This window comes from Enterococcus sp. AZ062 (assembly GCF_051715065.1).
GTDB classification, from domain to species: Bacteria; Bacillota; Bacilli; order Lactobacillales; family Enterococcaceae; genus Enterococcus_B; species Enterococcus_B mundtii.
Window position 1 is genome coordinate 1,738,864 of record NZ_JBIOTB010000001.1, and the last position, 20,306, is coordinate 1,759,169.

Annotated in this window: 21 protein-coding genes; all 21 read right to left on the reverse strand. The window is 38.6% G+C overall.

Annotated elements, in window-relative coordinates; translation table 11 throughout:
* The 21 genes from IGJ00_RS08270 to IGJ00_RS08370 all read right to left on the reverse strand — a co-directional run bounded on the left by IGJ00_RS08270 (nucleotide 1) and on the right by IGJ00_RS08370 (nucleotide 20,214).
* Complete coding sequence (locus IGJ00_RS08270; RefSeq protein WP_438844316.1) at nucleotides 1-2,106, reverse strand: BppU family phage baseplate upper protein; 2,106 nt, start codon at nucleotides 2,104-2,106, stop codon at nucleotides 1-3.
* Between the two features lie 18 nt (nucleotides 2,107-2,124).
* A complete protein-coding gene (locus tag IGJ00_RS08275; protein ID WP_010733997.1) occupies nucleotides 2,125-3,168 on the reverse strand; it encodes a hypothetical protein in 1,044 nt (347 codons plus the stop codon).
* On the reverse strand, nucleotides 3,168-4,043 hold the full coding sequence (locus tag IGJ00_RS08280; protein WP_096081705.1) for a phage distal tail protein domain-containing protein: 876 nt from the start codon (nucleotides 4,041-4,043) through the stop codon (nucleotides 3,168-3,170). Before IGJ00_RS08280 ends, IGJ00_RS08275 begins: the two co-directional genes overlap by 1 nt.
* Entirely contained in the window at nucleotides 4,043-9,091 is a 5,049-nt protein-coding gene (locus IGJ00_RS08285; protein ID WP_438844317.1) for a tape measure protein, read from the reverse strand. The genes IGJ00_RS08280 and IGJ00_RS08285 overlap by 1 nt, the downstream gene beginning before the upstream one ends.
* On the reverse strand, nucleotides 9,084-9,653 hold the full coding sequence (locus tag IGJ00_RS08290; protein ID WP_169058388.1) for a Gp15 family bacteriophage protein: 570 nt from the start codon (nucleotides 9,651-9,653) through the stop codon (nucleotides 9,084-9,086). Before IGJ00_RS08290 ends, IGJ00_RS08285 begins: the two co-directional genes overlap by 8 nt.
* 8 nt (nucleotides 9,654-9,661) lie before the next feature.
* Nucleotides 9,662-10,123: a hypothetical protein gene (locus IGJ00_RS08295; RefSeq protein WP_126134284.1), complete on the reverse strand. Its 462-nt coding sequence runs from the start codon at nucleotides 10,121-10,123 to the stop codon at nucleotides 9,662-9,664.
* 27 nt (nucleotides 10,124-10,150) lie between these two features.
* On the reverse strand, nucleotides 10,151-10,312 hold the full coding sequence (locus tag IGJ00_RS08300) for a HeH/LEM domain-containing protein (protein WP_080637949.1): 162 nt from the start codon (nucleotides 10,310-10,312) through the stop codon (nucleotides 10,151-10,153).
* A complete protein-coding gene (locus tag IGJ00_RS08305; RefSeq protein ID WP_010733992.1) occupies nucleotides 10,267-10,743 on the reverse strand; it encodes a phage tail tube protein in 477 nt (158 codons plus the stop codon). Before IGJ00_RS08305 ends, IGJ00_RS08300 begins: the two co-directional genes overlap by 46 nt.
* A gap of 10 nt (nucleotides 10,744-10,753) precedes the next feature.
* Nucleotides 10,754-11,131, reverse strand: a complete 378-nt coding sequence (locus tag IGJ00_RS08310; protein ID WP_074799462.1) for a minor capsid protein — start codon at nucleotides 11,129-11,131, stop codon at nucleotides 10,754-10,756.
* Nucleotides 11,131-11,493 (reverse strand): minor capsid protein, encoded by a 363-nt coding sequence (locus IGJ00_RS08315; protein ID WP_224434333.1) that lies wholly within the window; start codon nucleotides 11,491-11,493, stop codon nucleotides 11,131-11,133. The genes IGJ00_RS08310 and IGJ00_RS08315 overlap by 1 nt, the downstream gene beginning before the upstream one ends.
* Nucleotides 11,493-11,828: a putative minor capsid protein gene (locus IGJ00_RS08320; RefSeq protein WP_226076025.1), complete on the reverse strand. Its 336-nt coding sequence runs from the start codon at nucleotides 11,826-11,828 to the stop codon at nucleotides 11,493-11,495. Before IGJ00_RS08320 ends, IGJ00_RS08315 begins: the two co-directional genes overlap by 1 nt.
* Nucleotides 11,825-12,280, reverse strand: a complete 456-nt coding sequence (locus tag IGJ00_RS08325; protein WP_284592129.1) for a hypothetical protein — start codon at nucleotides 12,278-12,280, stop codon at nucleotides 11,825-11,827. The genes IGJ00_RS08320 and IGJ00_RS08325 overlap by 4 nt, the downstream gene beginning before the upstream one ends.
* A 31-nt stretch (nucleotides 12,281-12,311) precedes the next feature.
* On the reverse strand, nucleotides 12,312-12,416 hold the full coding sequence (locus IGJ00_RS08330; protein WP_161643373.1) for a HeH/LEM domain-containing protein: 105 nt from the start codon (nucleotides 12,414-12,416) through the stop codon (nucleotides 12,312-12,314).
* A gap of 59 nt (nucleotides 12,417-12,475) precedes the next feature.
* A complete protein-coding gene (locus tag IGJ00_RS08335; protein ID WP_265262215.1) occupies nucleotides 12,476-13,360 on the reverse strand; it encodes a hypothetical protein in 885 nt (294 codons plus the stop codon).
* Between the two features lie 13 nt (nucleotides 13,361-13,373).
* On the reverse strand, nucleotides 13,374-13,937 hold the full coding sequence (locus IGJ00_RS08340) for a capsid assembly scaffolding protein Gp46 family protein (protein ID WP_284592128.1): 564 nt from the start codon (nucleotides 13,935-13,937) through the stop codon (nucleotides 13,374-13,376).
* Nucleotides 13,938-14,238: 301 nt separating this feature from the next.
* The gene (locus IGJ00_RS08345) at nucleotides 14,239-15,387 is read right to left on the reverse strand and encodes a phage minor capsid protein (protein ID WP_284592127.1); all 1,149 of its coding nucleotides are present in this window, start codon (nucleotides 15,385-15,387) and stop codon (nucleotides 14,239-14,241) included.
* Nucleotides 15,388-15,391: 4 nt separating this feature from the next.
* Nucleotides 15,392-16,930 (reverse strand): phage portal protein, encoded by a 1,539-nt coding sequence (locus IGJ00_RS08350; RefSeq protein WP_438844318.1) that lies wholly within the window; start codon nucleotides 16,928-16,930, stop codon nucleotides 15,392-15,394.
* A gap of 14 nt (nucleotides 16,931-16,944) precedes the next feature.
* Nucleotides 16,945-18,240 (reverse strand): PBSX family phage terminase large subunit, encoded by a 1,296-nt coding sequence (locus tag IGJ00_RS08355; RefSeq protein WP_100495005.1) that lies wholly within the window; start codon nucleotides 18,238-18,240, stop codon nucleotides 16,945-16,947.
* Nucleotides 18,215-19,102, reverse strand: a complete 888-nt coding sequence (terS, locus tag IGJ00_RS08360) for a phage terminase small subunit (RefSeq protein WP_100495004.1) — start codon at nucleotides 19,100-19,102, stop codon at nucleotides 18,215-18,217. The genes IGJ00_RS08355 and terS overlap by 26 nt, the downstream gene beginning before the upstream one ends.
* Before the next feature lie 47 nt (nucleotides 19,103-19,149).
* On the reverse strand, nucleotides 19,150-19,947 hold the full coding sequence (locus IGJ00_RS08365) for a class 1 fructose-bisphosphatase (protein ID WP_100495003.1): 798 nt from the start codon (nucleotides 19,945-19,947) through the stop codon (nucleotides 19,150-19,152).
* Nucleotides 19,948-20,004: 57 nt separating this feature from the next.
* Nucleotides 20,005-20,214 carry a hypothetical protein gene (locus IGJ00_RS08370; protein WP_100495002.1) on the reverse strand — a complete coding sequence of 70 codons (210 nt, stop codon included), beginning with the start codon at nucleotides 20,212-20,214 and terminating at the stop codon, nucleotides 20,005-20,007.
* Nucleotides 20,215-20,306: the final 92 nt, after the last annotated feature.

Consider the following 20,306-nt stretch of genomic DNA (forward strand, 5'->3'; position numbering starts at 1 on the left):
TCATACCTCCTCAACCTTACTATTGTTTGTGGGTGCAGGTGCAAAAACTAATGCATGACCTCGAACTGCTAGTCTCTTCACTAATGTTGTTGGCGAATCAATAAAACGGACAATCGGTTTACGAGCATCATCAAAATTGTTTGATACAGTAATATGATAAGAACCAAATCCGCCGTCTGTGTAGTCTGGTAAACAGGAGCCACCAATCCAAATGTATCCGCCAAAAATATTCGGAACATCAGGATAAGTGAAGCCCGGATGACCATCATTTCCAACGCGAATTGTACTTCCTCTTGCCCAACCAATTGAATTCGAAAATTCTAATGTCTCCCACGCAAGCCACACACAGCCACCTAAATACACCGCACCATGATTTTTATATTTATCAGTCGCTACTGCTTTCGCGTACTCAACACCTATATTTACACCATTAGACTGTAAACCGCTTAAAAAGTTTTTAAATCCTGGGACCTGCTGTGGCTCATTTAGACTAACTGTTTGTAAGATTTTAGAATCCAAGTACTCTTCGGTGATATCCCAGCTATAATCATTTGGGTTACTACTATCTTTCAAACCTTCGCCAAAATATTTATATTCCAAAATATTCGGAGTGGCTATATCACCTTTTTCTATTTTTAATGATTCAATCGTTACTTGCCCCATTGTTGCTTGAGGGAATTGGTAAATTTGTAATGTGCTAGGAGAAACACTCCCATTCAAATTTACTTCTGAAGGAGTGAATGTCAGTCGCCAAGTATCTGCTAAACCTTCTACTATTTCCATGTTCCCAATATTAGAGGTACTATTCGGACCAGTCGTGTATACCCTAAATGATTGTGGACCTAATTTGGTTCCTTTTAAAGTTAAGGTATATGTTTGGTTAGCAAGAAATGGTTCAATCATTTCAGCAGAATATACTAAATATTGTCGACTACTTATCGGAAAAGCTTGTTCTTTATTTGCTAGATTTTCGTTCAAGGAAACCTTCGACATCTGATACGGTTCAACAAGTAGATTGGGTTGATAAGGTGTAGCAACCGACCCTTCTTCTATCTTTATGTTTCGAAGCGATATTTTGCCTTTAATACGGCTTGAAGCTGTAACGTCTTGTAAAACTACATACCATTGTTGAGGCAGTGTAGTCGCATAAGTTGCTATTTGCGTACCACTAATCGTGTGCCAGATATTAGTAGATGTCGGGAGAGGTCTAACTGTAGATAACATAATATTCCCGCCCGGCACGTAAGTGTTAGTTAATCGAATATTAGAGGCATCTCCCTCTAAACCTTCATGTAACATAATCTCGGCGCTAATTGTGTATCTCTTGCCATTTTGAAGAGCGGGTAAACGCATGCTTGTATTAAATTTAGTTAGTTGTGCAGATCCATCTAACGTGAAAATGATCTCGCCATCTGGTCCATCTTCAACCGTAGCTCCATTTCCCGATGTAAAATGAGCAGCTGTAATCTTTGGTAGCAAATTGGCATTCCCTGAGTAGTCGTAATTACCGAAATCAATACTGTTTGAGTACATCCGTTTTAGATTACCTAGCCCGTTGATTTGTTTGCTTGTCTCGTTGACTTTTTCATTTAAATTTAGAACTTGTTCGTTTAACTCTTTAACTACGTTCTCAATACCCTTATACTCTTGTTCCTTTTCTTCAATAAATAATCGGAAACGATTATCAAAATCCTTTAGTTTTTCATCTAGCAAAGACACATAAAGCGTTGCTTGACCTTGACTGATATCGGCATCATTTTCAACTTTTATTCGAAAGCTCTGTGTTGCATAACATTCTCCGTTTTCTCTCGTCACACGAAAGAACGCTTCCTTGAACTCACCTTGGACACTAAAATTTTCACGACTAAATTTATAGCTGATTTCACCTTCAGTAGGATCTAAAATTGTGGGCACGCCAGTTGTGAATGTGCCATTTGCATTTGTTCCATAAAAAACTATTGTACATCCATTGAGATTTATTGTTGATCCGTCTGGATCTAATAATTTAAAGGGATAATTTATAAATCGATTATCCCCAACTCGACCAATAATGGACTTTGAGAGCTTTCGTCCGTTACCGCCTAATTTAAGTTCAATAGGCTCCATTACTCCACTACCTTTCTTTTATTCATCAAAATATTCACTTAATCGACTTCGAATATTACCAAATGTTAATTGCATCTTGTTCTCAGTACTATTTACTCGCCAAGCAGTTAGAACTGATTGATAAATTGTATTTTTTATTCTTACATTCGCTAATAATCCAGTTTCAATTTCTTCAACATCAATATTTTTTGCTTGAAACATAACTTTACAATTGATTTCATGTGAATAAGCATTTCCTTTTAGTTCACTATTTGCAACTTCTAAATATGTGGGTTTATCTTCTAAATCCTGATCATATATATATACCGTATTAACAGTAGGTCTAATAATTTTATTGCTGTTTGGATTGTTAGTGACATTATTATCATTTTCTAAATAGTAGGTAGCTAAGATAATTGGATGGTCCATACTGTTAGTTGCTTTATCAACAATTAACAATGCATTCTCATTACCAACTCCTGGCTTTTTTACCCAATAATCCCAGTCACTAAATTCTGAAGAATTATCCATTATTTGAATACTTTTTTCTATTCTTTTTATACCAGTCTGTATTCTGCCTCCTGAGATTGCTTTAACATACCACTTTACGTTGTATTTCCTAAATCCATTAATCAAATAGCTATTAATCCTTCGAGAATTTAATTCAATTGCTTGATAACTATGAGCTGTATCACTTTCAACATCAATACTTAATGTTCCATTTAAATTCTTTGTACGGTCATTTAAAAGGTAGTTAGTGATGATTGATTTAGCATGAGATTCAAAGCTATTCCCACTTGTTCTATAAGTAGGGAAATAACTATCTCCAAGGCCCATCAACCCACGACAACGGATTGTTTTATTATCTTGAGAGTCGACTATCCCAAAATAAGCGTATTTTCCACTAGGTATATACTTTGCTCTTAGCCAATCACCTTTTTCAATTTTTATATCTTCTGTTAAGGTGAACTCACTGGTCAGTTCACGATTAACTTCATCAATACCAAAGTCGAACTCTCCACATATATATTCTCTAGGATAGGGAGTTAGATCCCAACGAAATAAATGAACAGATATAATCATTAAAACAGATCAGCCTCCTCATAAATCGTTATTTCTACTTCTGCAGTACCGATATGAAATACTATTATTGATTCTCCGACAGGCGCATGAACAAACCCGTTTTTAGTTATATCTTGTTGTTGATAGACCGAAGACTGTAATCCATTCTGATCTATTAATATAGCAGTCCTTTCTTGAAATAAACTAGAAACAACCAACTGCTGTTCTTCTTGTAAAGTTAGAAAATAACCATCTGAGCTAATTAATTTTGAACCTTGGAATATTTCCCAACGAGGGTTTACACAATAACCAGTTATTTTTATTCTTAGCGGAGTCAGATGATTTTTTTCAGCAGATAAATAGAGGGAACGATTATTAATTCGATAGTTCCCTTTTTTCTCATGTGCATTTTGAGTATAGACATACGGCCGGACATAATTATAGACTTTTCCATGGGCATTAACATTTATATTTTTTTGATGAATTTTTGCATACTTCACTGTATACCAAGGCGATAATCGGTCAATTATAATTGATTCTTTTAAAAATCCGCCTTGTTGTATAGAAGATTTCGATAACATAGAAACTGTAATCAGTGCTCTTTTTTGGCCTGCGTCAGTAGTATAAATTAAATAAAGTGGACTAAAGGATAAAAATTCTACAAAAGAATAATATACTTGATAGGCATTTTCATTTTTACGACGTCCAAAATGAAAATAAGCTTCAAACTGATGTTGTTTCAATACGTGCTTTTCAATTCTAGAATGCCCATTTTCGCTCAAATAATCAGTTTCAAAACCTATTCCTAAACCATTTACATTAGAAGCCCTTAAAGAGTGCGTATTATCTATGAGCCAGGTATCACCATGACTGTTTTCAATTGATAGATGTTGCACTAAAATCCTCCTCTCGCCATCGTCTTACCGATTATTTTTGTCAGTCCATTAGTGTCTTCAATCATTACTATCTGTTCTTTATTTGCCAAATCTGTTAAAGCTTGTGCAATTTTGGAGGTGTATGGGGATTGCGTACTGTATGATTGATTAATAATTTGTGTACCTCTAGCTTCCATACCCATACTTGAAGCGCCTAAAGCTATTTCTGGGGTAGTGATCCTCAGTATTCCTTTTGATAAATTATCTATCGATTGATATGCTACATCTGCATACTTATCAATTCCCACAGCTACACCTTCTGGTATCCATCGACCAACTTCTGATGCCATCACTCTAGATGGACTGTTAATATCTAATGCTTGTTTCATTGTATTAGCAACCTGATTGGCAATTCTATTTGCGGTTGCCAATACAGATGCTGTACCGGCATTTAATCCAGCATTCAATCCAGCCATAGCATCTCGACCCACTCCATTTAGCTGGTTAGGTAATCCTGAAAAAGCAGATACAACCGCCGAGCTAGTTCTTGATGCAGTTGAAACAGGCTGACTTGCAGATGAATTCATTCCACTATTTAATGAACTAATTGCGTTGCGACCTGCCATTTGCATCTGATTTGGCAACTGATTGAAGGATTGTACAATCCTATTTGATATATTTCTGGAAGTTGCGACAACCCTGCTCGACTCTGCCATCATTCCAGAATTCAATCGACTCATAATATCTCGACCGATCGATTGAAATTCACTTGGCGTATTAGTGAAGGTCCGTATCAAGTTGCTATTCAAAGCTTTCACAGTAGCTAATTGTACTTGCGATCCACTTTGGAAACTCATATTCATAGAATTCATACTATTGGAAGCTACCATAGGAAGCGCACTCAACGCGTTAGCTACATTAGGAACAACTTGATTAAAACTTACTGTCATATTTTTGATACCAATGTCAGTTTGTTTTACCATTTGGTCAACCAACTTATTTACTTCCGCAACAACCACTGGATTAGTGGCTGCGATTCCCGTTGCAAGACCTTCTCCCACTGCTTGTCCGTACTCAGCATAGATACCTTGGTTCATATGGCTAGATAGTTCATTATTTGGAGTGTCTGCGACAGCTTTAGCACTTTGTTGCACAGCCTCTTGACTGCTATCAATCCCTTGTGCTATCCCTCGACCTACCTCTGTTCCACTTTCCTTAGTTTTTTCTGTAATCATCTCAGCTTGAATAGTATTTTCTGGTATCATTCCTATAGCTTTGGCTGCTAACTCAACATCAGCATTAGATTGATTAATTCCTTCACTTAATCCTTTACCTGTTTCTTTACCAGTCGGAATATAACGATTTGCTTGTATGGTTTCCTGAAACATTGTTTCTGGAGTTTGTGCTACTTCTTTAGAAGCTTCTTCTACTGAAGTAATATTATCTAAAATTCCTTGCCCCAATTTTGTTGGTGGTGCTGTACCCATTGAGGCGTAGTCTGTTTGTTCTAGTTGAGGGCCCATAACTCTCTCTGGCGTTTGAGCAACTTCCTTTGCTGCTTCCTCTACTTTGGCGGTTGCCTCTACCATCCCATCCCCAATTTCTTCGACAGGTTGACGTCCCCACTGTGCAAAGTCTCGCCCCTCTGTTCCTCTCCGTAAAGATGCCTCACTTTTTTCTGGAATTAATCCAAATTTTTCAGCAACAGTTTCCGTTTCTTCACCAACGATATTCCCCATACTCGCCATCGCTTGCTTCATCGTTGCATCCGCAGTCCCATTTAAATCACTAATGTGCTGTTGTGCTGTTTCTGGTAATTTACCTAATTCAAGATCTAAATTTTCAACAAACCACGCCGATTGTTCAGCTGACATTTTTGGTAGGTCCTCCATATGAAGACCCATTTGTTCCAGCAGGCTTTTTGTATGTTCTCCACCTAACTCCGCTAATGAACCAAGATTCAGCCCCATCTCATCCACCATTTGCTGTGTTTGAAGCGCACCCGCCGGGCCTAGTTTTTCAAGTTGCATAATAATGCCATCATCTACACCGGCCTTCGCCAAAATGGCAACATTGGTCGACCACGTTCTCATAGCTTCAGCATTTTTTTGTAGATTTTCCTTCATTTGATCTAAGCTGATTGCTTCTTGTTGTTCAATCTGCTTAAAAGCATTCCCTGATTCTTCTACCAGCTTTTTGTACATGCTATTCATTGATTCCAAGGCAGCTTGTTGTGCATCAGATAGAACATTCCATGAAGTAATCATCTGAGAATTAGCTTCTGAGACGGTCTCTGCGACTGCTCGTCTTTTCTCTTGCTCCTCCGCGTACAATTGATTTCGTTCGGATTGATTTTCAACAAGTAAACCTTGAAGTTCATCTTCCTTCTGGGACAGTCCTTCCAGTGATTCTTTGACTTTTTTCTTTCCATCCACGCCAGATTCTGAGGCTTCTTGCTCCAATCTCATACGTTCTTTGGCTACTTCAGTTAATGAGGATTCAATGTCTGCAGCTTCTTGATTCAACGTCTTTTGTCGTTCGGTTAGCCGATTGACTTCTTCCATTCCTTTAGAAGCTTCAATCCGTTTGTTTATTTCTTCTGTGGTTGCATTAAGCAGGCCTGTTTCTTCATCGTAAGAGAGATTTAGACCAGTCACTGAATTATTCAGTTCATCAACTGCATCAGCCATCAATTTTTTATCCGCAGTCGATTTATCTTCAATTGCAGAAAGCCTTTGTAATTCGGCTGCTAGATCCTTGTTTCTTTCTGCATTCGACTCGATCACTTTTGCTTGTGACTCAAATTCTTTTGCACTGGACTGGGTTGACTTTCCGACATTATCTAGATCGTCTTTTAATCCATCTAATTCACTAGCTAATTCTTTGGTCTTTTTACGTGTATCTAAAAAATTTTTTCCCATTATGGCTGCAGCTATACCAGCTGCTCCTAAAACAGCTGCTGTACCCGCGACTACTGGATTCAATAGAATGCTAGCTGCTGCCAGTGCCTTCTTCGCTGCTGCAGAAGCACCAGCAGCAATCGCATAGGTTTTTTGGGCGGCTGCTGCACCTTTTAGTGAAGCTGCATTGGAAATGTTTGCTGCAACAACCGCTTTAGTGGTGGTGGCGTTCTGTAAGTTGAGACTGATTCCTAGTTTTGTAGCAACTGCATCAACTTTTTTAGCCATCGTCGCACCAGAAGTTGCACCGGTCAGGTATTTCAACATCTGAACATAAGATGCTGTAGCAACTGCTGCTTTCTGTACAATAAGTAGTCCACCAAATGCAGTTCCTAATCCGATAATCACGGGTGAAGCTGTCACAGCTGCGTCCTTCACAGCAATAACCCCACCGGTCATCGTATCAACAGCCGAAACAACAGGAGGGATTACACCAGCAATCCCATTTAGCGCACCTTCAAATGTTTTACCAAATCCTTGGATGTTTTCTTTCATCGAGCCAAAACGTGTTTCTGAGAATGCCTCGTCCATAGATGCGATAATATTTGCTGTTCCTCGGCTTGTTGCAGTAGCCATATTGGCAAACGACCCTGCCCAAGTATCACCAGCTTGTTGAGCCATCCCAGAAACCGATGTGAATTCATTCCCACCATCACGCATCGCCTGTTCAACCGTATCAAAAAACTGATTGGCACTAATTTCGCCATCACGCAACGCATCACGAATGCTCTGCATACTCATACCAGTCGCATCTTCATAGATTTTCCAAGGATCTACTCCACGGCGAACCATTCGATCCATTTGAGCCATGTTTACGGTACTGGTGGCTCTCATTTGGATCATGGCATCCATTACGTTATCCATTGTCTCCGCTGAACCGTCACCATACATAGCCACAGCGTCACCCCAGATTTGATAACTTTTTGTCGATTGTTCCAGTGAGCCGTTTTGCATCACTAAACGTTGAACGGTCTGAGCCGCACTATCCAGCATGTAGTTTGTACCAACAACGACATCTCGAACGCCTTCCATCCCTGCAGCTGCTTCTTCTGAACTGCCAGTTAATCGAGTCATCGTATTTTCAAAGTTATTCAAAGTATCAATACGACCAAATGCACCATCCAATGACCCTTTAGCCATAGACAATGCAGCAGTCGCACCTTTGGTGATCAACATTGCAGCACTCAATTTGCCGACGCTGCCAGTTAAGAGATTCGCACTAGGATTAGGCTTTTCAAAGGAATCGCCTAACTTATTTCCTGTTGTATCTGCGTGTTCTTGAAGGGCTAATAAATGTCCCTTCATTACATCAACGGCAGATCCTAATGCACTTGATCCACGTTTTGCGCCGGCTTCAATACTTTCTGAAATGCTCTTGCCTGCTTTAGTTGCTGACAATTCAACAGGAGGAACCATTTGTGCAGAGGACTTTTCTATTGACCCAAGTGCGCTAGCTGCTTGTTTTGAGCCTGACTCAAACGAATCCCCGATACTTCTGCCTGCCTTTGGTGACGTCGCTTCAATACTTGCTAGCATATTACTACTTGATTTTCCAATGCCATCTAAAGAGCTCGTTGCCTCTTTAGCACCAGACTGGAAGGATCCGCCAAGCTCTTTTCCGATTTTAGGTGCAGAAGATTCCACGGAAGAAACCAAGCTTGCGACTGATTTAACGACACTGTCATTGGCCTGATTGGCATTTTTGGCGCCAGAATCAAAGGATTCCCCCATGATACGTCCCGACTTAGCTAGTTCAGTGCTCGTCGTGGCAGTTAGATCTGCCACTCCTTTAGCCACGCTATCTGTTGCGGTATTAGCGGCCTTAGATCCCACTTCGAAGTTTTCGCTTAATGATTTCCCAGCTTTGACAGTAGCCGTATCAGTCGATCTTCCCAAATCAGTCATCGACTGTTCAACTGAATCTACTGCTTGATTAGCAACTTTCGCTCCTGTCTCAGTATTGGCACCCATATTATTACCAATTTTTTTTGTAATATCATCAGCATTTTTTCCTAACTGTCCAAAGTTTTTTTCAATTGAACTTATTACATTAGGAACCTGCTTGGCGTCGACATCAATCAGAATACTTATTTTGCCATCTTTAGTCATTATCTTCCTCCTCTCTATCAGTATTTAAGGCATAGTATCTTTGTAAATCTGTCATATCTCGCTTATATTCTTCTGAATCATTATTTCCTGGTTTCCAAGCTCGAATCTGCATAATTCGTTTAAGTGGAGTGTCTGAAGGCAGATTATGTAAAAGAGCTCTAAATTTGGACCAAGTCAGTATTCCCTGTTTATCAATTAAATCGATGTTATATGCTTGAATAAAAGAAGCGTAAATAGTCTCTGCATCCGCTGATATATCTATTAATTGTTCGTGCTCTTCCACAGAAAGTGGATCTCCGTAAAAACTATATTTAATGAACGGTGGAACTTCCTTATGGATAAATTGGTCGTAAATAAATACCCATAGACTAAGTGCATCCTCAGATTGATAGCAACCTTCTCCAATTAATAAATCTAGACATAGACAAGCTTTCTCATAATCAGTGAATATTGCCTCGTTTAACACATCAAAAGCATCTAATACAATATCAAATGACAAGTTAATCAAATACTCACGTTCTTTATAAAAAAAGGAAGTGACTTCTGGGTCATTTAACCTCATGTCACCACCTACTTTTTATTTGCTACTTTTTGCTTTTTCTTTTTCTGAAACTCTTTGGTTAACTTTTTTGCGGCAAGCTCTCTATCCTTTTGTCTTTTCTTTTCTTGTTGTTCGACTTTTTTAACAATAGCTTTGATAGTTGGTTCATAAGCACGTTCAAGTGCATCAAAATCTGGTACACACTCATATAATTTTTTAAATGTTCCTTTACCAAAGAAAAAATCATATTGATATTCAAGAGTCCCTTTAGCATGTTCTATGACTGTTTCAACATTAGTTTCGTGGATAGAATCTTCTTTAAGTTTTTGTTCGTATATTTCGAATTCCTCATAGTTTTCTTCTACAATAATTCGTTTTAAATTTTCCAATGAGCTATCAAACCAGATTTCAACACGCTCACCAGTAATTGGATTTGTAAATCCTACTGGAAAGCCAGAGAGTTCAATATCGATATCAAGTGTTTGTTTCATAATTACCTCCATATAAAAAAGAGAAGGCTATAAAGCCTCCCCCAATATTTTAGTTAGTTCGTCTTTTTTAGCATTTGACGGGTATTCTATATTTTTACTATCAAGTGTTTGTTTTAATTCTGGAATAGTTAGCCCAGTAGCTTTCAGTTCTTCTGGCTCTGGGCTGTCTGCTTTGAATAAGGTTCCCATTTAGGTGTAGTATCATATAGAACAGTAAATTCAATATTACCAAATTCAGTAGCCCCTCCAGTTTTCGTTTGAGGACTTGATAAAGTTGCAATTCCTTCCCTTTTCTTTTTGGGATTATCTCGATCATCTGTTACTCGAAAACCAATTTTCCGATCATCTCCAAATAAACCAATCATTTCATCAATTAATTCGGATGCTTCATCACCCTCAAAGTATTCACCCGTAAAACTATAGCCTAGTCGATGAGAGGTGATCGTTTGTTCTGGTTCTCCCGACCCATCAAAGAAACCGTCTCCATCGTCAACTTCTTCTTGTGAGGCATCAGAGACACTCTTGATTTTTTTTAAACGAACCCAACCATCTTCAGTAATTTTTCCATCTTTCAATTTTTGAATTTCAAATCCAATTAGCGCAATTTTTTTTCGTTTCATAATATTCCTCCTATTTATCAAAATATAATGTTGCTTTGATTGCTAATCGATAATACAGAAATTTTTTGTCGTCATAACCTGTAAAAAAAGGTTCATCTACAATAGTTATTCCAACAAATTGATAACTATTGTTACTAGATGGAATATCTTCTTGTTCTTCTAGTAACTCACCTAGTTCAATCATTATCCGATCTGCATTTTCACATTTCGTTTTATAGACAAATTCATAATTTAGTTCTTTTTGTTTTGATCCATCCATAAAAGTTTCGACTGTTTTACCTCCAGGTAATGCGGTTAGACGCATCGACTCGTCTTTATCTAAAGAGTGAATACGAATTGGTACTGGTATTTGATTCGATACTTCTAACAACTGATCAATAAAATCCATTACCAATTCGCTCCCCTCTTGAACGCTTCTAACCAACTAGACATAAATATAGATTTTGCTTCTTTATCCCAATATGGACCAGTTCCCGGTGTAGTATAATCAGAAAATATTACCTGTGTTCCAAACTTATTTGTAAACCCTCCGTGGTAATGAGCCAAAGCATATCGAGCATTCCAAGTAATCTTTTCTCCATTACTTTCAACAAAAGACATATCTCTCAAGTGTTGGCTCCTCATAGGAACAAATCTTTCATTCATATCTAAATGAGCTTTATTTGCCATTTCATGCCGGCCATTTTGTATAGATGAATGACTTAATTTTCTTTTTGCTCGACTTAAATCAATTCTTACAGATGCTCCCACTAAACTACCTCCAATTCATAAGCGAATGGTTCAGGCGAGTCAGCAAGCAACGGAACGATTTTTGTGATTGTGTATTGTTCGCCAAAGATTTCAATTTGATCTGCAACTGAAAACTCCGGTAATGGTCCAGTGTATTTTTTCACCATAGAAATCAATGCATTTGGCGTTTGTACTTTCCCATCAATATCCCTTGGCTCAAATTTGACTGTGTCGTCAAAGCGGACATGATCAATCACAAGATCCTCTTCAAGAATCGGCTCACTTCGTGGACCCATTCCGTTTTTCTTGCGATAGATCATTGCATGGGGAAAGAATCGTTTTGGTGGCATTCTCATCGACTCACCCCACGATATAACAACCCTGTGCCAGATAACTGCAGCATAGCGTCCCCAGAAAGCAGGGATACTTCGTTTGTCGATGACGAACCACCTTTGCTTTTAGAAACACTCATCCGTCCGATGGACCAACTGTCAGGCTCTTGCATGCCAAACGTGGTAGTGGCATCTACTTCATGCATGTACTCGATTTGATAGGCAATAGCCAACTTAAAGGCATTGCGCCGCATCGGAATATCTGACTCGAGATCATTCCGCTGATAAAAACGTCTCGTTTGGATGTCCAACAATGCACTGGCTTTTCTCAGAAGCTTCTTGAACTCCTTTTCGGTCAGTTCCGTGTCACGATCCACGAGTCGCTTGTACTCTTTAAGAGACAGGTAGCCACATGGCTCGATGCTCTCCTGATCGTCAAAGCTTTCGTTCAACGGCTTACGTCTTATTCGTTCCATGGTTTTTCACCTCCATAAAAAAAGAGAGTGGTTATTCACTCTCTTTTAACAGCTCAATTAATTCTGGTTTCTTGGCAGTAGATGGATACTCAATGCCAAGACGATCCAACTCAGCTTTAAGTTCATCAACCTTCATATCATCAATGTCGATTGAATTGCCTTTTACGCCAGATTTCCCCGGTTCTTCCGGGGGATCTACTTTGCTAAAGTAGAGGCAATAACAGCATTTTCTTGATGTTTCATTTTAAATAAGTCATGGTAAATGCGGTTTTGGTACAACCAACCGTCCCCTTGTCCTACTTGACCAGGTGCGAATAAATAAACACTCGCAAATTTTGCTTTCGCAATTACCGCCGGTTTCGCTACCAACAGATAATTCAGTTGTTTAGAATCTTCTTTAGGAACAAATCCCTCTGTAAAGTCAAAGGAATCATAGAAGCGTTCTTCTGCCCATACCTCTTTAATGCGTACACCATCAAGGCTCGTTACACGAGTTTCGATTTGTGTTCCAGCAGAATCAACGTTAATAGTTCGTGTAAAGTTAGGTGCTTGCTCTAGGCAATCCATTACTTGGGAAGATACGTAAAGAATCAAGTTCTGGGTACCGTAACGACGTGTTTTCAGAACAGCAGCTTTTAATACTTCAACAACATTTTCTTTAGTGATTTTTTCGTCCTGAGAAAGTCCATCTTTCTCAGCGTATGCTGCCAATTTTGAAAATCGATATGCATCCATTTCTGGTGTTGCGTTTTCCTCAGAAAAGACACGAGTGATATTTCCAGCTGATGCAGCCTGATTCGTTTCATCCACATCCGCTTTATCTACATAAAATTCAATATCTCGGTCAAAATCCAATGTATAAGGAACGTCTTCAACTGTGATCTTCCCGGAGTTAAACCCTTTTTTCTCACGATTATGATTTTGATACCCCGATGTTTTAATATGAGGGACACGGAACGTCTTCGCATCTAACCAATTCACTTCAGGCGTTTCTAACTCCACTGTTAGTGATTCTTGTTGCAAGGTTTGATCTAACTCTTTTTGCCATTTCTCTGCATAATTCTGAACTGTAACTGTCATTTAAAAATTCCTCCTATTTTCCTTTTAATCCCGCTAAAAACGGGTCTAACTGATCTGGGTTTCCCGATTGAGGATTCCCTCCACTGACAAACTGCTTTTTCTTTTTCTTTGAGGTTGTTTCTCCTAAAATCTCTTTCGCCAATTTAAATGATGCCTCTGCTTTTTCAGCGTCGCTGCAATCAATCAAATCAATGATCTTCAACGGCAGTCCCTCTTCTTGCGCTTTCTCCCGATATTCTAGACGAATTTCTTTTTTAGCTAGCTCTGCCTCTTTTTGAGCAAGTTTTTCTTGGGCTGCTTTTCCACTCTGATCCTGCTCCGAGGACTCTTTATCCTCAGCATCCTTAGAAATATTTTTCTCCCATTCCTGTTTCGCCTTCTCAACGGCTTTCTTGGTTTCTGCAGCAACCATTTTGCCAACATCATCACGAGAATACTTCTTAGGGAACGTTGCTTTTTCCTTAGTTTCTACTTCTTCCTCAGTTTGAGTTTGATCTTGCTCATCACTAGCGGAATCAGACTCTGGATCAGCAAAAAACTGTAAGTTCATCTTCATTGACTTAAAAAAATCTTTCATAGTGACCTCCTAGTGGTTACGCCACAACCCGATAAATTTAATGGTTACGCCATCACCCGATACAGCTTTCTCTTTAATGCCTGAAAACTAAAAGAAGGCAAAAAAAGCCTAGCAAGCTAGACTAAACAAACCTAAATCTTCGAACTCCCAAAATTCTTCTAATTCATTTTCATCCATTGCAACCTCCTTCAAGTATCCGGCGGTTTCTTCTCATATTTCATTGCAAGGCCAATTTGATAAAATGCAAGTAAGATTTCAGATAAGCTCAATTTACTTTAATCCTCCACCATACTTCCTCCTTCTATGAATACACTTGCTCTCTCGAATAATCCCGACGTAACAATTGATCATGCTCATTGATAAAAGTACGCAGTGCTGCTTGACGTCGTCTGACCAGTCGTTTGAAGTGCAGAACATCTTCTTTGTTGTCCATTGTCGTTGCTGCGTTCAATTGCCGCTTAGCACGTCGAATAGCGACTTCCATGCGGCGCTGTTTTGCAACTAAGTCCGCATTGTCAATCGCTTGTTTTGGATCATACTGCTTCATATGAATATCAAGATCCTCATCATAGATTTGGATGTACAATCGATGTCGACAATTTATACCTTGGGTTCCGTCAGGCTCACCGTATCCATAATCATAGATCGATGAAATATGACGTAATTCTTCCGGCGCATCCTCTTTACGGACAAGCAAGACCCATCCGCCTTGGATATGGGCACAGTGTGGTCGTGCAGCCATATGGCTACTCATTAGCGCTGTGACAATTCCATGCTCTAACCCTCGCTTAAGTCGTAGATCCTGATAAACTCGATGAGTTGTGCTTTTCAAAACCATCCGAACGTAGCGCTCAAGGCTCCATTCACGTCCTGATTTGTCGACAAAGGTCGTCATCACCCCTTTTTCCACCATCGCATAGATCGATTCTCTAAGCGCCTGTTGTGGCGTTTTAGTGCCGCCAATGATTTTGGCTACAGTACCGTTTAAAACTTGTTGATACATTTTAGCCAGTGGATTATTCGGATAATTAGTGTCGATCAGCGTTTGATTGACATGATTGTCGAGATCTCGCCATTGCTGATTAAGATACGACTCCATCACATTGTCAATCTCAGTTCGTGATGGCGGTTCTTTTCCAGTTTGTTGAGATAAGTTTTTGTCAAGATCTGAAATGACTTCAAACCCCATATCCACGATGATTTTACGTAGCTGATCATAAGAATACTGACTTGTTTCATTGACCAATTGCTGCAAAGATTGTTGATTCAATAAATTTAATTGCTGCATCTTTTCAATTTTCCAACGAAAAGCGTTGTCCTCATTCAAAGGCGTTCGAGTTGGCATTTTCAAATGCTTAACAAGCATCCTCATGATCTCATCTTCCATCGCCATATAAGCATCTTGAATGTAAGAAGCCTCAATATCTAACTGGTTAGGTGTAATGGCCATTCAATCACTCCTCGAAGTCTTCGTATCCAGAATCTCGTATTTTACCAGTAGTCTCATCAACTACATCTAATTGCGCTTGTCGGTAAAGATCTTTTGCCTTACTTTCAGGTAACTTCATTATTTTGGCTAAAGTTAACCATCCGGGAATCAGCCCATCGTTTTTCAGTTCACGATAATAATCAGATTCTGACTTTTTATCTAAGAAGATGCCATCATCAAAATTCACACCTATCTCTTCACGATTTGGAGATTCACCACTAAATAGTGGTTTCCCATCAACTTCTGTGGCTCGACCTAGCTCACACAGCGCTAGCACAACATCCCGAATGAATTCCTCTAATTCGGTTGTTTGTTGGTTCCTTGATTGATACGTTTGCGAGTTCTCGCTGATTACCTCAGTTGCCGTCTTATTCGTCGTACGTACCCCGGCACCATCGAAAACGAACGTACCAGTCGACAGCCCCACTTCCATTTCTAGAAGTCGCAAGCGATGATTAATTGCTCCGATGTATTGTTCTGTTCGAATATCATGAGTTAAATCAGTAATTTTAAATTCATCAGGGTCCGTACCAGGAACAATGACATAGAAGTCATCATCTGTATCAAAGGTTAATTTCGTTTCGCCTGTTCCCTTGTCAGAAATTCCACTTAGCATAGATTCCGGAAAGGCCGCTCTTCTCTTACCCACGTCAATTTCATGATCGAACGCATCAAGTGCTTTGTTTAATCGATCAAGCGTTCGTTTACAGTTATCGTACACACCAACACCAAGTGGGGAGTATGGGTTGATATTATTAAAACCAGCTGTCTTGAAATAAGAGAAGATTGGACGTTCAATTTCTTCACCATGAACAGCCACCTCAAACTCTTCGTACTGCTTTAATGTGTTTAAAGATACTTGCATCCCCAACACATTAGATTTTTCACTTTCGTATAGTTCCATAGAGACCCAATACTCACCATCGATCCACTCATGGAATTCTAACAAGGTATAATAGAACGTTTTGTTCCCTTGGGTTTTGATCGTTTTAAATGCCATTGCACACTGACTGATCTTATTTGTACTGCTTTCCAATGGAAAGAAAGCATCCGGGAGCGCCCATGAAAATTCCACTTGTCCTGATTGATCATTGAAATAAGGTCGCACAACTAAGCCACCAAGAGCCATTGCTGGTTCAAGATACTTACTGAGATTACGCTTGAAGTCATTATGTTGAAACACAGACTCTATCCAAGCGCTAGCTTCATCATATTTTTTTGATTTATCGTCTTTTCCGATCGTGATTTCTGCCTGTTCATTGAACATTACCTTCGCATATTCAGAAGCAACCTTGCGGGCCATATTGATATTCGCCTTTGCCCTCTGATCAGAATTACAATGGGTGTACCCTTGATAATAGAGCAAGCTGTTTTGAATACGATCATACTCTTCACGACTCATTTGGATCTTTGGATGATCTAAAATACTTTGTAGCTCTTTTTTCGCTCCTATCGCAACCGCCCCCTTTCCAAAAACTCTTTTTATTGCTTGCCAAAATGACACCTGATCACCTCCTGCTAAAGAACATAGCGTTTCGTAAAATAATTAATCGCATAACGACATTCATCTAATGCATGGTTGTTTTTATCCACTGGGTAGCCAGAATCATTCCGAACGTACATTCCTAATTCTTTGATGAAATGATAGTGACCATACTTGCCATCATGATCGTAAAGAAAAAAGCGTCCTTTTGATAAGGCGCTTTGCATACGTTCGATACCTATTTCAATTTTAGTGCCATTGCTGGTTACTTTGTCTTTTGAGTTGTTGTCTGCTTTTGTTGTGACGATTCCTAACACACGTAATTCCTCACTCAATGACTTACAGGCTGGATCGACAAAGAATTTTGAATGTTTAGGCAGCCATGACCACTCTTTATAACACCATTCTTTAAACTGCTTAATTTCCTTGGCATACTCACTCATCGCTTTCGTGACACCCGTGTCGGCACCACTATGGTAGAAGTTAGCCATTCGATAGAGATAATATTTTCCGTCTTTCCATGTAACGAGATTTAAGGAACAGGTAGTTGCATCACTTTGTCCGCCGTCTGCACTAAAGAATGCTTCTACAGGCTTGCCGATGATTCCCTTCGACAGATGAGTATCTTCGTTAAACATTGAATAGATCACACCTTCAGGCATCACACGATCACCTAGCCAATCTCGTTTGTAAAGATACTCGGAGACTTTACATTCCGCTTCCCATTCTTTCAAAGCTTGTTTCGTTAAAATAGGATTATCTTGTGGTCGCCAATGACGAAACTTAAAAGACCCAGTTTCTATAAAAGGTTTAAGAGTTTCTAGGTTCGGATGATTTGGTGCTGGCGGATTCTGTTCAGCGAGATGATAACGAAAACTAGAAGCTTTAGTCCGACGAAAAGCCTCCTCTATGACCGCTTTGTTAAGTAGATTGAATTCCAAAAAAGTGACAGTTCCAAATGACATACCAGTGATAGCGCCGACAGCATTTACTTTTCCGCCGCCTTTATAATAGATCCGCTTTTCTCCCTCTGGAAGATTGATCCATAAATGATCCCCATGCTCATCGTGTCGAATCTCAGCACAGCTGGCAAAGATATGTTCCAGTCCGAACCCTTCACAATCCATAAACATTCTGTAGGCTTGTTCTTGGTTATAAGCAAGAACAAGATGATTCGTATCGGGATGTCCTGCGTATATTAACGCCATCTTTTGAGCATCTGACATCGTCTTACCAGAACGAATCGTTCCCTCGTTCATCTCCATCCGAATTCCTTTGAGTGGTTGAAAAATATTCTCTTTTTGTTTAGTCGATAGTTTCAACTGACTCATCTGTTTCACTCTCCTCATCTTCTTCTATTGGACCAATAATCGCTTGGCCAATATCAATAAGGCCTTGAACTTTACTTTGCTCACCTTGTTTAAGAATAAGTTTAGAGACTTTATGTTCGAGAATATCCGCTTCAAAGGCTATTTTCCGTTTTTGCTCTTCCATTAATACAACTTTTCCTCCTAATAGGGATAATTCATTTAGTTGTTTAATCGATTTTGTCAACTGGTTACTAATCCGAGTTAGTGAATCTTCAATTGAAAGAATATCATCAATTTTACGGTATACTTTTCTACTTACTTGGATATCTTGCATTGCTTCACGTTTGATTTCTAGCTTTTTACCATCTTTTTCTATAGGAGTTTTTATTTTTCTTAGCTGTTGCAGTCGCTCAACCTCTTCCTCATTTAACCCTTCTTCGGCTTTTTTGATTCTTTTCATCATACGTAACTGTCGAATCTTCAGTAACCTTATTTCTTCAGACAAAGCAAAAGAAGGATCATCATTCAGACTTGAATAGATGTCCTTCTCGTCATCACTTAACGTATCAAAGAATATTGTTTCATACTCACCTGTTTTCAAAGCGTTCTTGTTTCTCTTAGGTGGTGATGCCCTGCTGTTCCCTTTATTTCCTTTAGCATTCTGATTACCAAAAGGAGCGCCTCCTTGATTAGTAACGTTACCTTTTGCATTGGTAACATTACCTTTCAATTCAGCACTCCATTTATCAATTGATTTCCATTTCCTAATTTGAGAATCTGAAACATTTAACTCAGATGCAATTTCCTTTAATTGCTTTTCTCCGTTGGACTCTAACCAAATCCTTTTGGCTTCATCACGTCTTGGATCACGTTTTCTTGCCATTCAATATACACCACCTCACAATCTATTTTAAGTTGAGTTTTGTTTTTCTATTCTCCAGCTTTTACTTTTTCCCATTCTTTTTTATAATAGTCTCTTAAAATAATTGTTAACTCTTCAACTTTTTGATTTATAGCAGCCTTTTCACTGCTTATACTATTATTTATTTTAATCCAATCAACGTTATCATCCCCAAATGAAGATTGAGCTTCCTCTACTTTTGTAGTTACTCTCCTTAAATCATTATTTATAGCTTTTATTGACTTGATGATATTATTATTCTCGTCATTTTCGCTAAAATTTAATAAGAGTAACGTATATTCTTTAGAAGTTTTATACATTAAATCGTTTATTTCATTATTAATTTTAGAGATACTTTCTATTTGATCGTCTATTATCTTTTTGGCTTTTATATCGAAATTAATTTTAAAATCTTTATCATCCGAATTTGTATTATCACTTTGTATACTTGATATATTTTTTTGTTCAACGTCTCGCCAGATTTTTATACTAATATATTTATTAACAAGCAACGCATCGAGAGTTACAATTCTAAGAACATCGATTAAAAATTCTGACGCTATACTCTTTGTGTTATCAATCCAATGTAGACGAGATTTTAAAATTACGTCAGCCTTAATTTGTTTTTGTGTTAGTTTTTCTTGAAATTCTTGTTGTCTAGCTAACATTTGAACTTCGAATTCTTTTTGACTTGATTGAATAATATGTTGCGTCTCTTTATTTTCGTCATTTTGTTTTTTATTATTATTCTGATTGCACTTCGCTATAATGCTAGAAACTACTAAAGAAATAATCACTCCAATTAAACCTAACATTCCATCACTCATAAAAGCCAACTCCTAATAAATTTTTATTTAATTATAACAGGAGTCGTTTTATATTTGTTAATCATTATCAATATCTTTCAACATAAGATCTGCTTCAATCAATATCTTTAAATCGGAAACTTTATCCAACTTGATTTGTCCTGATTGGAGATTTTTCAACCATTTCCCCAAAGCGACACGAATGATCTTTTTATATTCTTGAATGGACTCTGCTTTCTCCATCGCTTTTTCAATCTCATAGTCTAAATCAAATTTTTCGTTTTCCATTGTCTAAGCACCCCTACATCTGTTATGATGCTAAAAGATACAGAGGGTATCGAAAAACCACGCGTGGGCATTCTCTGTATCTTCGGGGGGCT

Bases quoted from the DNA above. Each gene is read 5' to 3' on its own strand.
- IGJ00_RS08285 (WP_438844317.1), bottom strand. From the start codon at position 9,091: ATGACTAAAGATGGCAAAATAAGTATTCTGATTGATGTCGACGCCAAG.
- IGJ00_RS08290 (WP_169058388.1), bottom strand. From the start codon at position 9,653: ATGAGGTTAAATGACCCAGAAGTCACTTCCTTTTTTTATAAAGAACGT.
- IGJ00_RS08355 (WP_100495005.1), bottom strand. From the start codon at position 18,240: ATGAGTCAGTTGAAACTATCGACTAAACAAAAAGAGAATATTTTTCAA.
- IGJ00_RS08310 (WP_074799462.1), bottom strand. From the start codon at position 11,131: ATGGATTTTATTGATCAGTTGTTAGAAGTATCGAATCAAATACCAGTA.
- IGJ00_RS08345 (WP_284592127.1), bottom strand. From the start codon at position 15,387: ATGGCCATTACACCTAACCAGTTAGATATTGAGGCTTCTTACATTCAA.
- IGJ00_RS08370 (WP_100495002.1), bottom strand. From the start codon at position 20,214: ATGGAAAACGAAAAATTTGATTTAGACTATGAGATTGAAAAAGCGATG.
- IGJ00_RS08320 (WP_226076025.1), bottom strand. From the start codon at position 11,828: ATGAGAATGCCACCAAAACGATTCTTTCCCCATGCAATGATCTATCGC.
- IGJ00_RS08340 (WP_284592128.1), bottom strand. From the start codon at position 13,937: ATGAAAGATTTTTTTAAGTCAATGAAGATGAACTTACAGTTTTTTGCT.
- terS (WP_100495004.1), bottom strand. From the start codon at position 19,102: ATGGCAAGAAAACGTGATCCAAGACGTGATGAAGCCAAAAGGATTTGG.
- IGJ00_RS08335 (WP_265262215.1), bottom strand. From the start codon at position 13,360: ATGACAGTTACAGTTCAGAATTATGCAGAGAAATGGCAAAAAGAGTTA.
- IGJ00_RS08330 (WP_161643373.1), bottom strand. From the start codon at position 12,416: ATGAAGGTTGATGAACTTAAAGCTGAGTTGGATCGTCTTGGCATTGAG.
- IGJ00_RS08295 (WP_126134284.1), bottom strand. From the start codon at position 10,123: ATGAAACAAACACTTGATATCGATATTGAACTCTCTGGCTTTCCAGTA.
- IGJ00_RS08305 (WP_010733992.1), bottom strand. From the start codon at position 10,743: ATGAAACGAAAAAAAATTGCGCTAATTGGATTTGAAATTCAAAAATTG.
- IGJ00_RS08300 (WP_080637949.1), bottom strand. From the start codon at position 10,312: ATGGGAACCTTATTCAAAGCAGACAGCCCAGAGCCAGAAGAACTGAAA.
- IGJ00_RS08325 (WP_284592129.1), bottom strand. From the start codon at position 12,280: ATGGAACGAATAAGACGTAAGCCGTTGAACGAAAGCTTTGACGATCAG.
- IGJ00_RS08275 (WP_010733997.1), bottom strand. From the start codon at position 3,168: ATGATTATATCTGTTCATTTATTTCGTTGGGATCTAACTCCCTATCCT.
- IGJ00_RS08365 (WP_100495003.1), bottom strand. From the start codon at position 19,947: ATGAGTGATGGAATGTTAGGTTTAATTGGAGTGATTATTTCTTTAGTA.
- IGJ00_RS08270 (WP_438844316.1), bottom strand. From the start codon at position 2,106: ATGGAGCCTATTGAACTTAAATTAGGCGGTAACGGACGAAAGCTCTCA.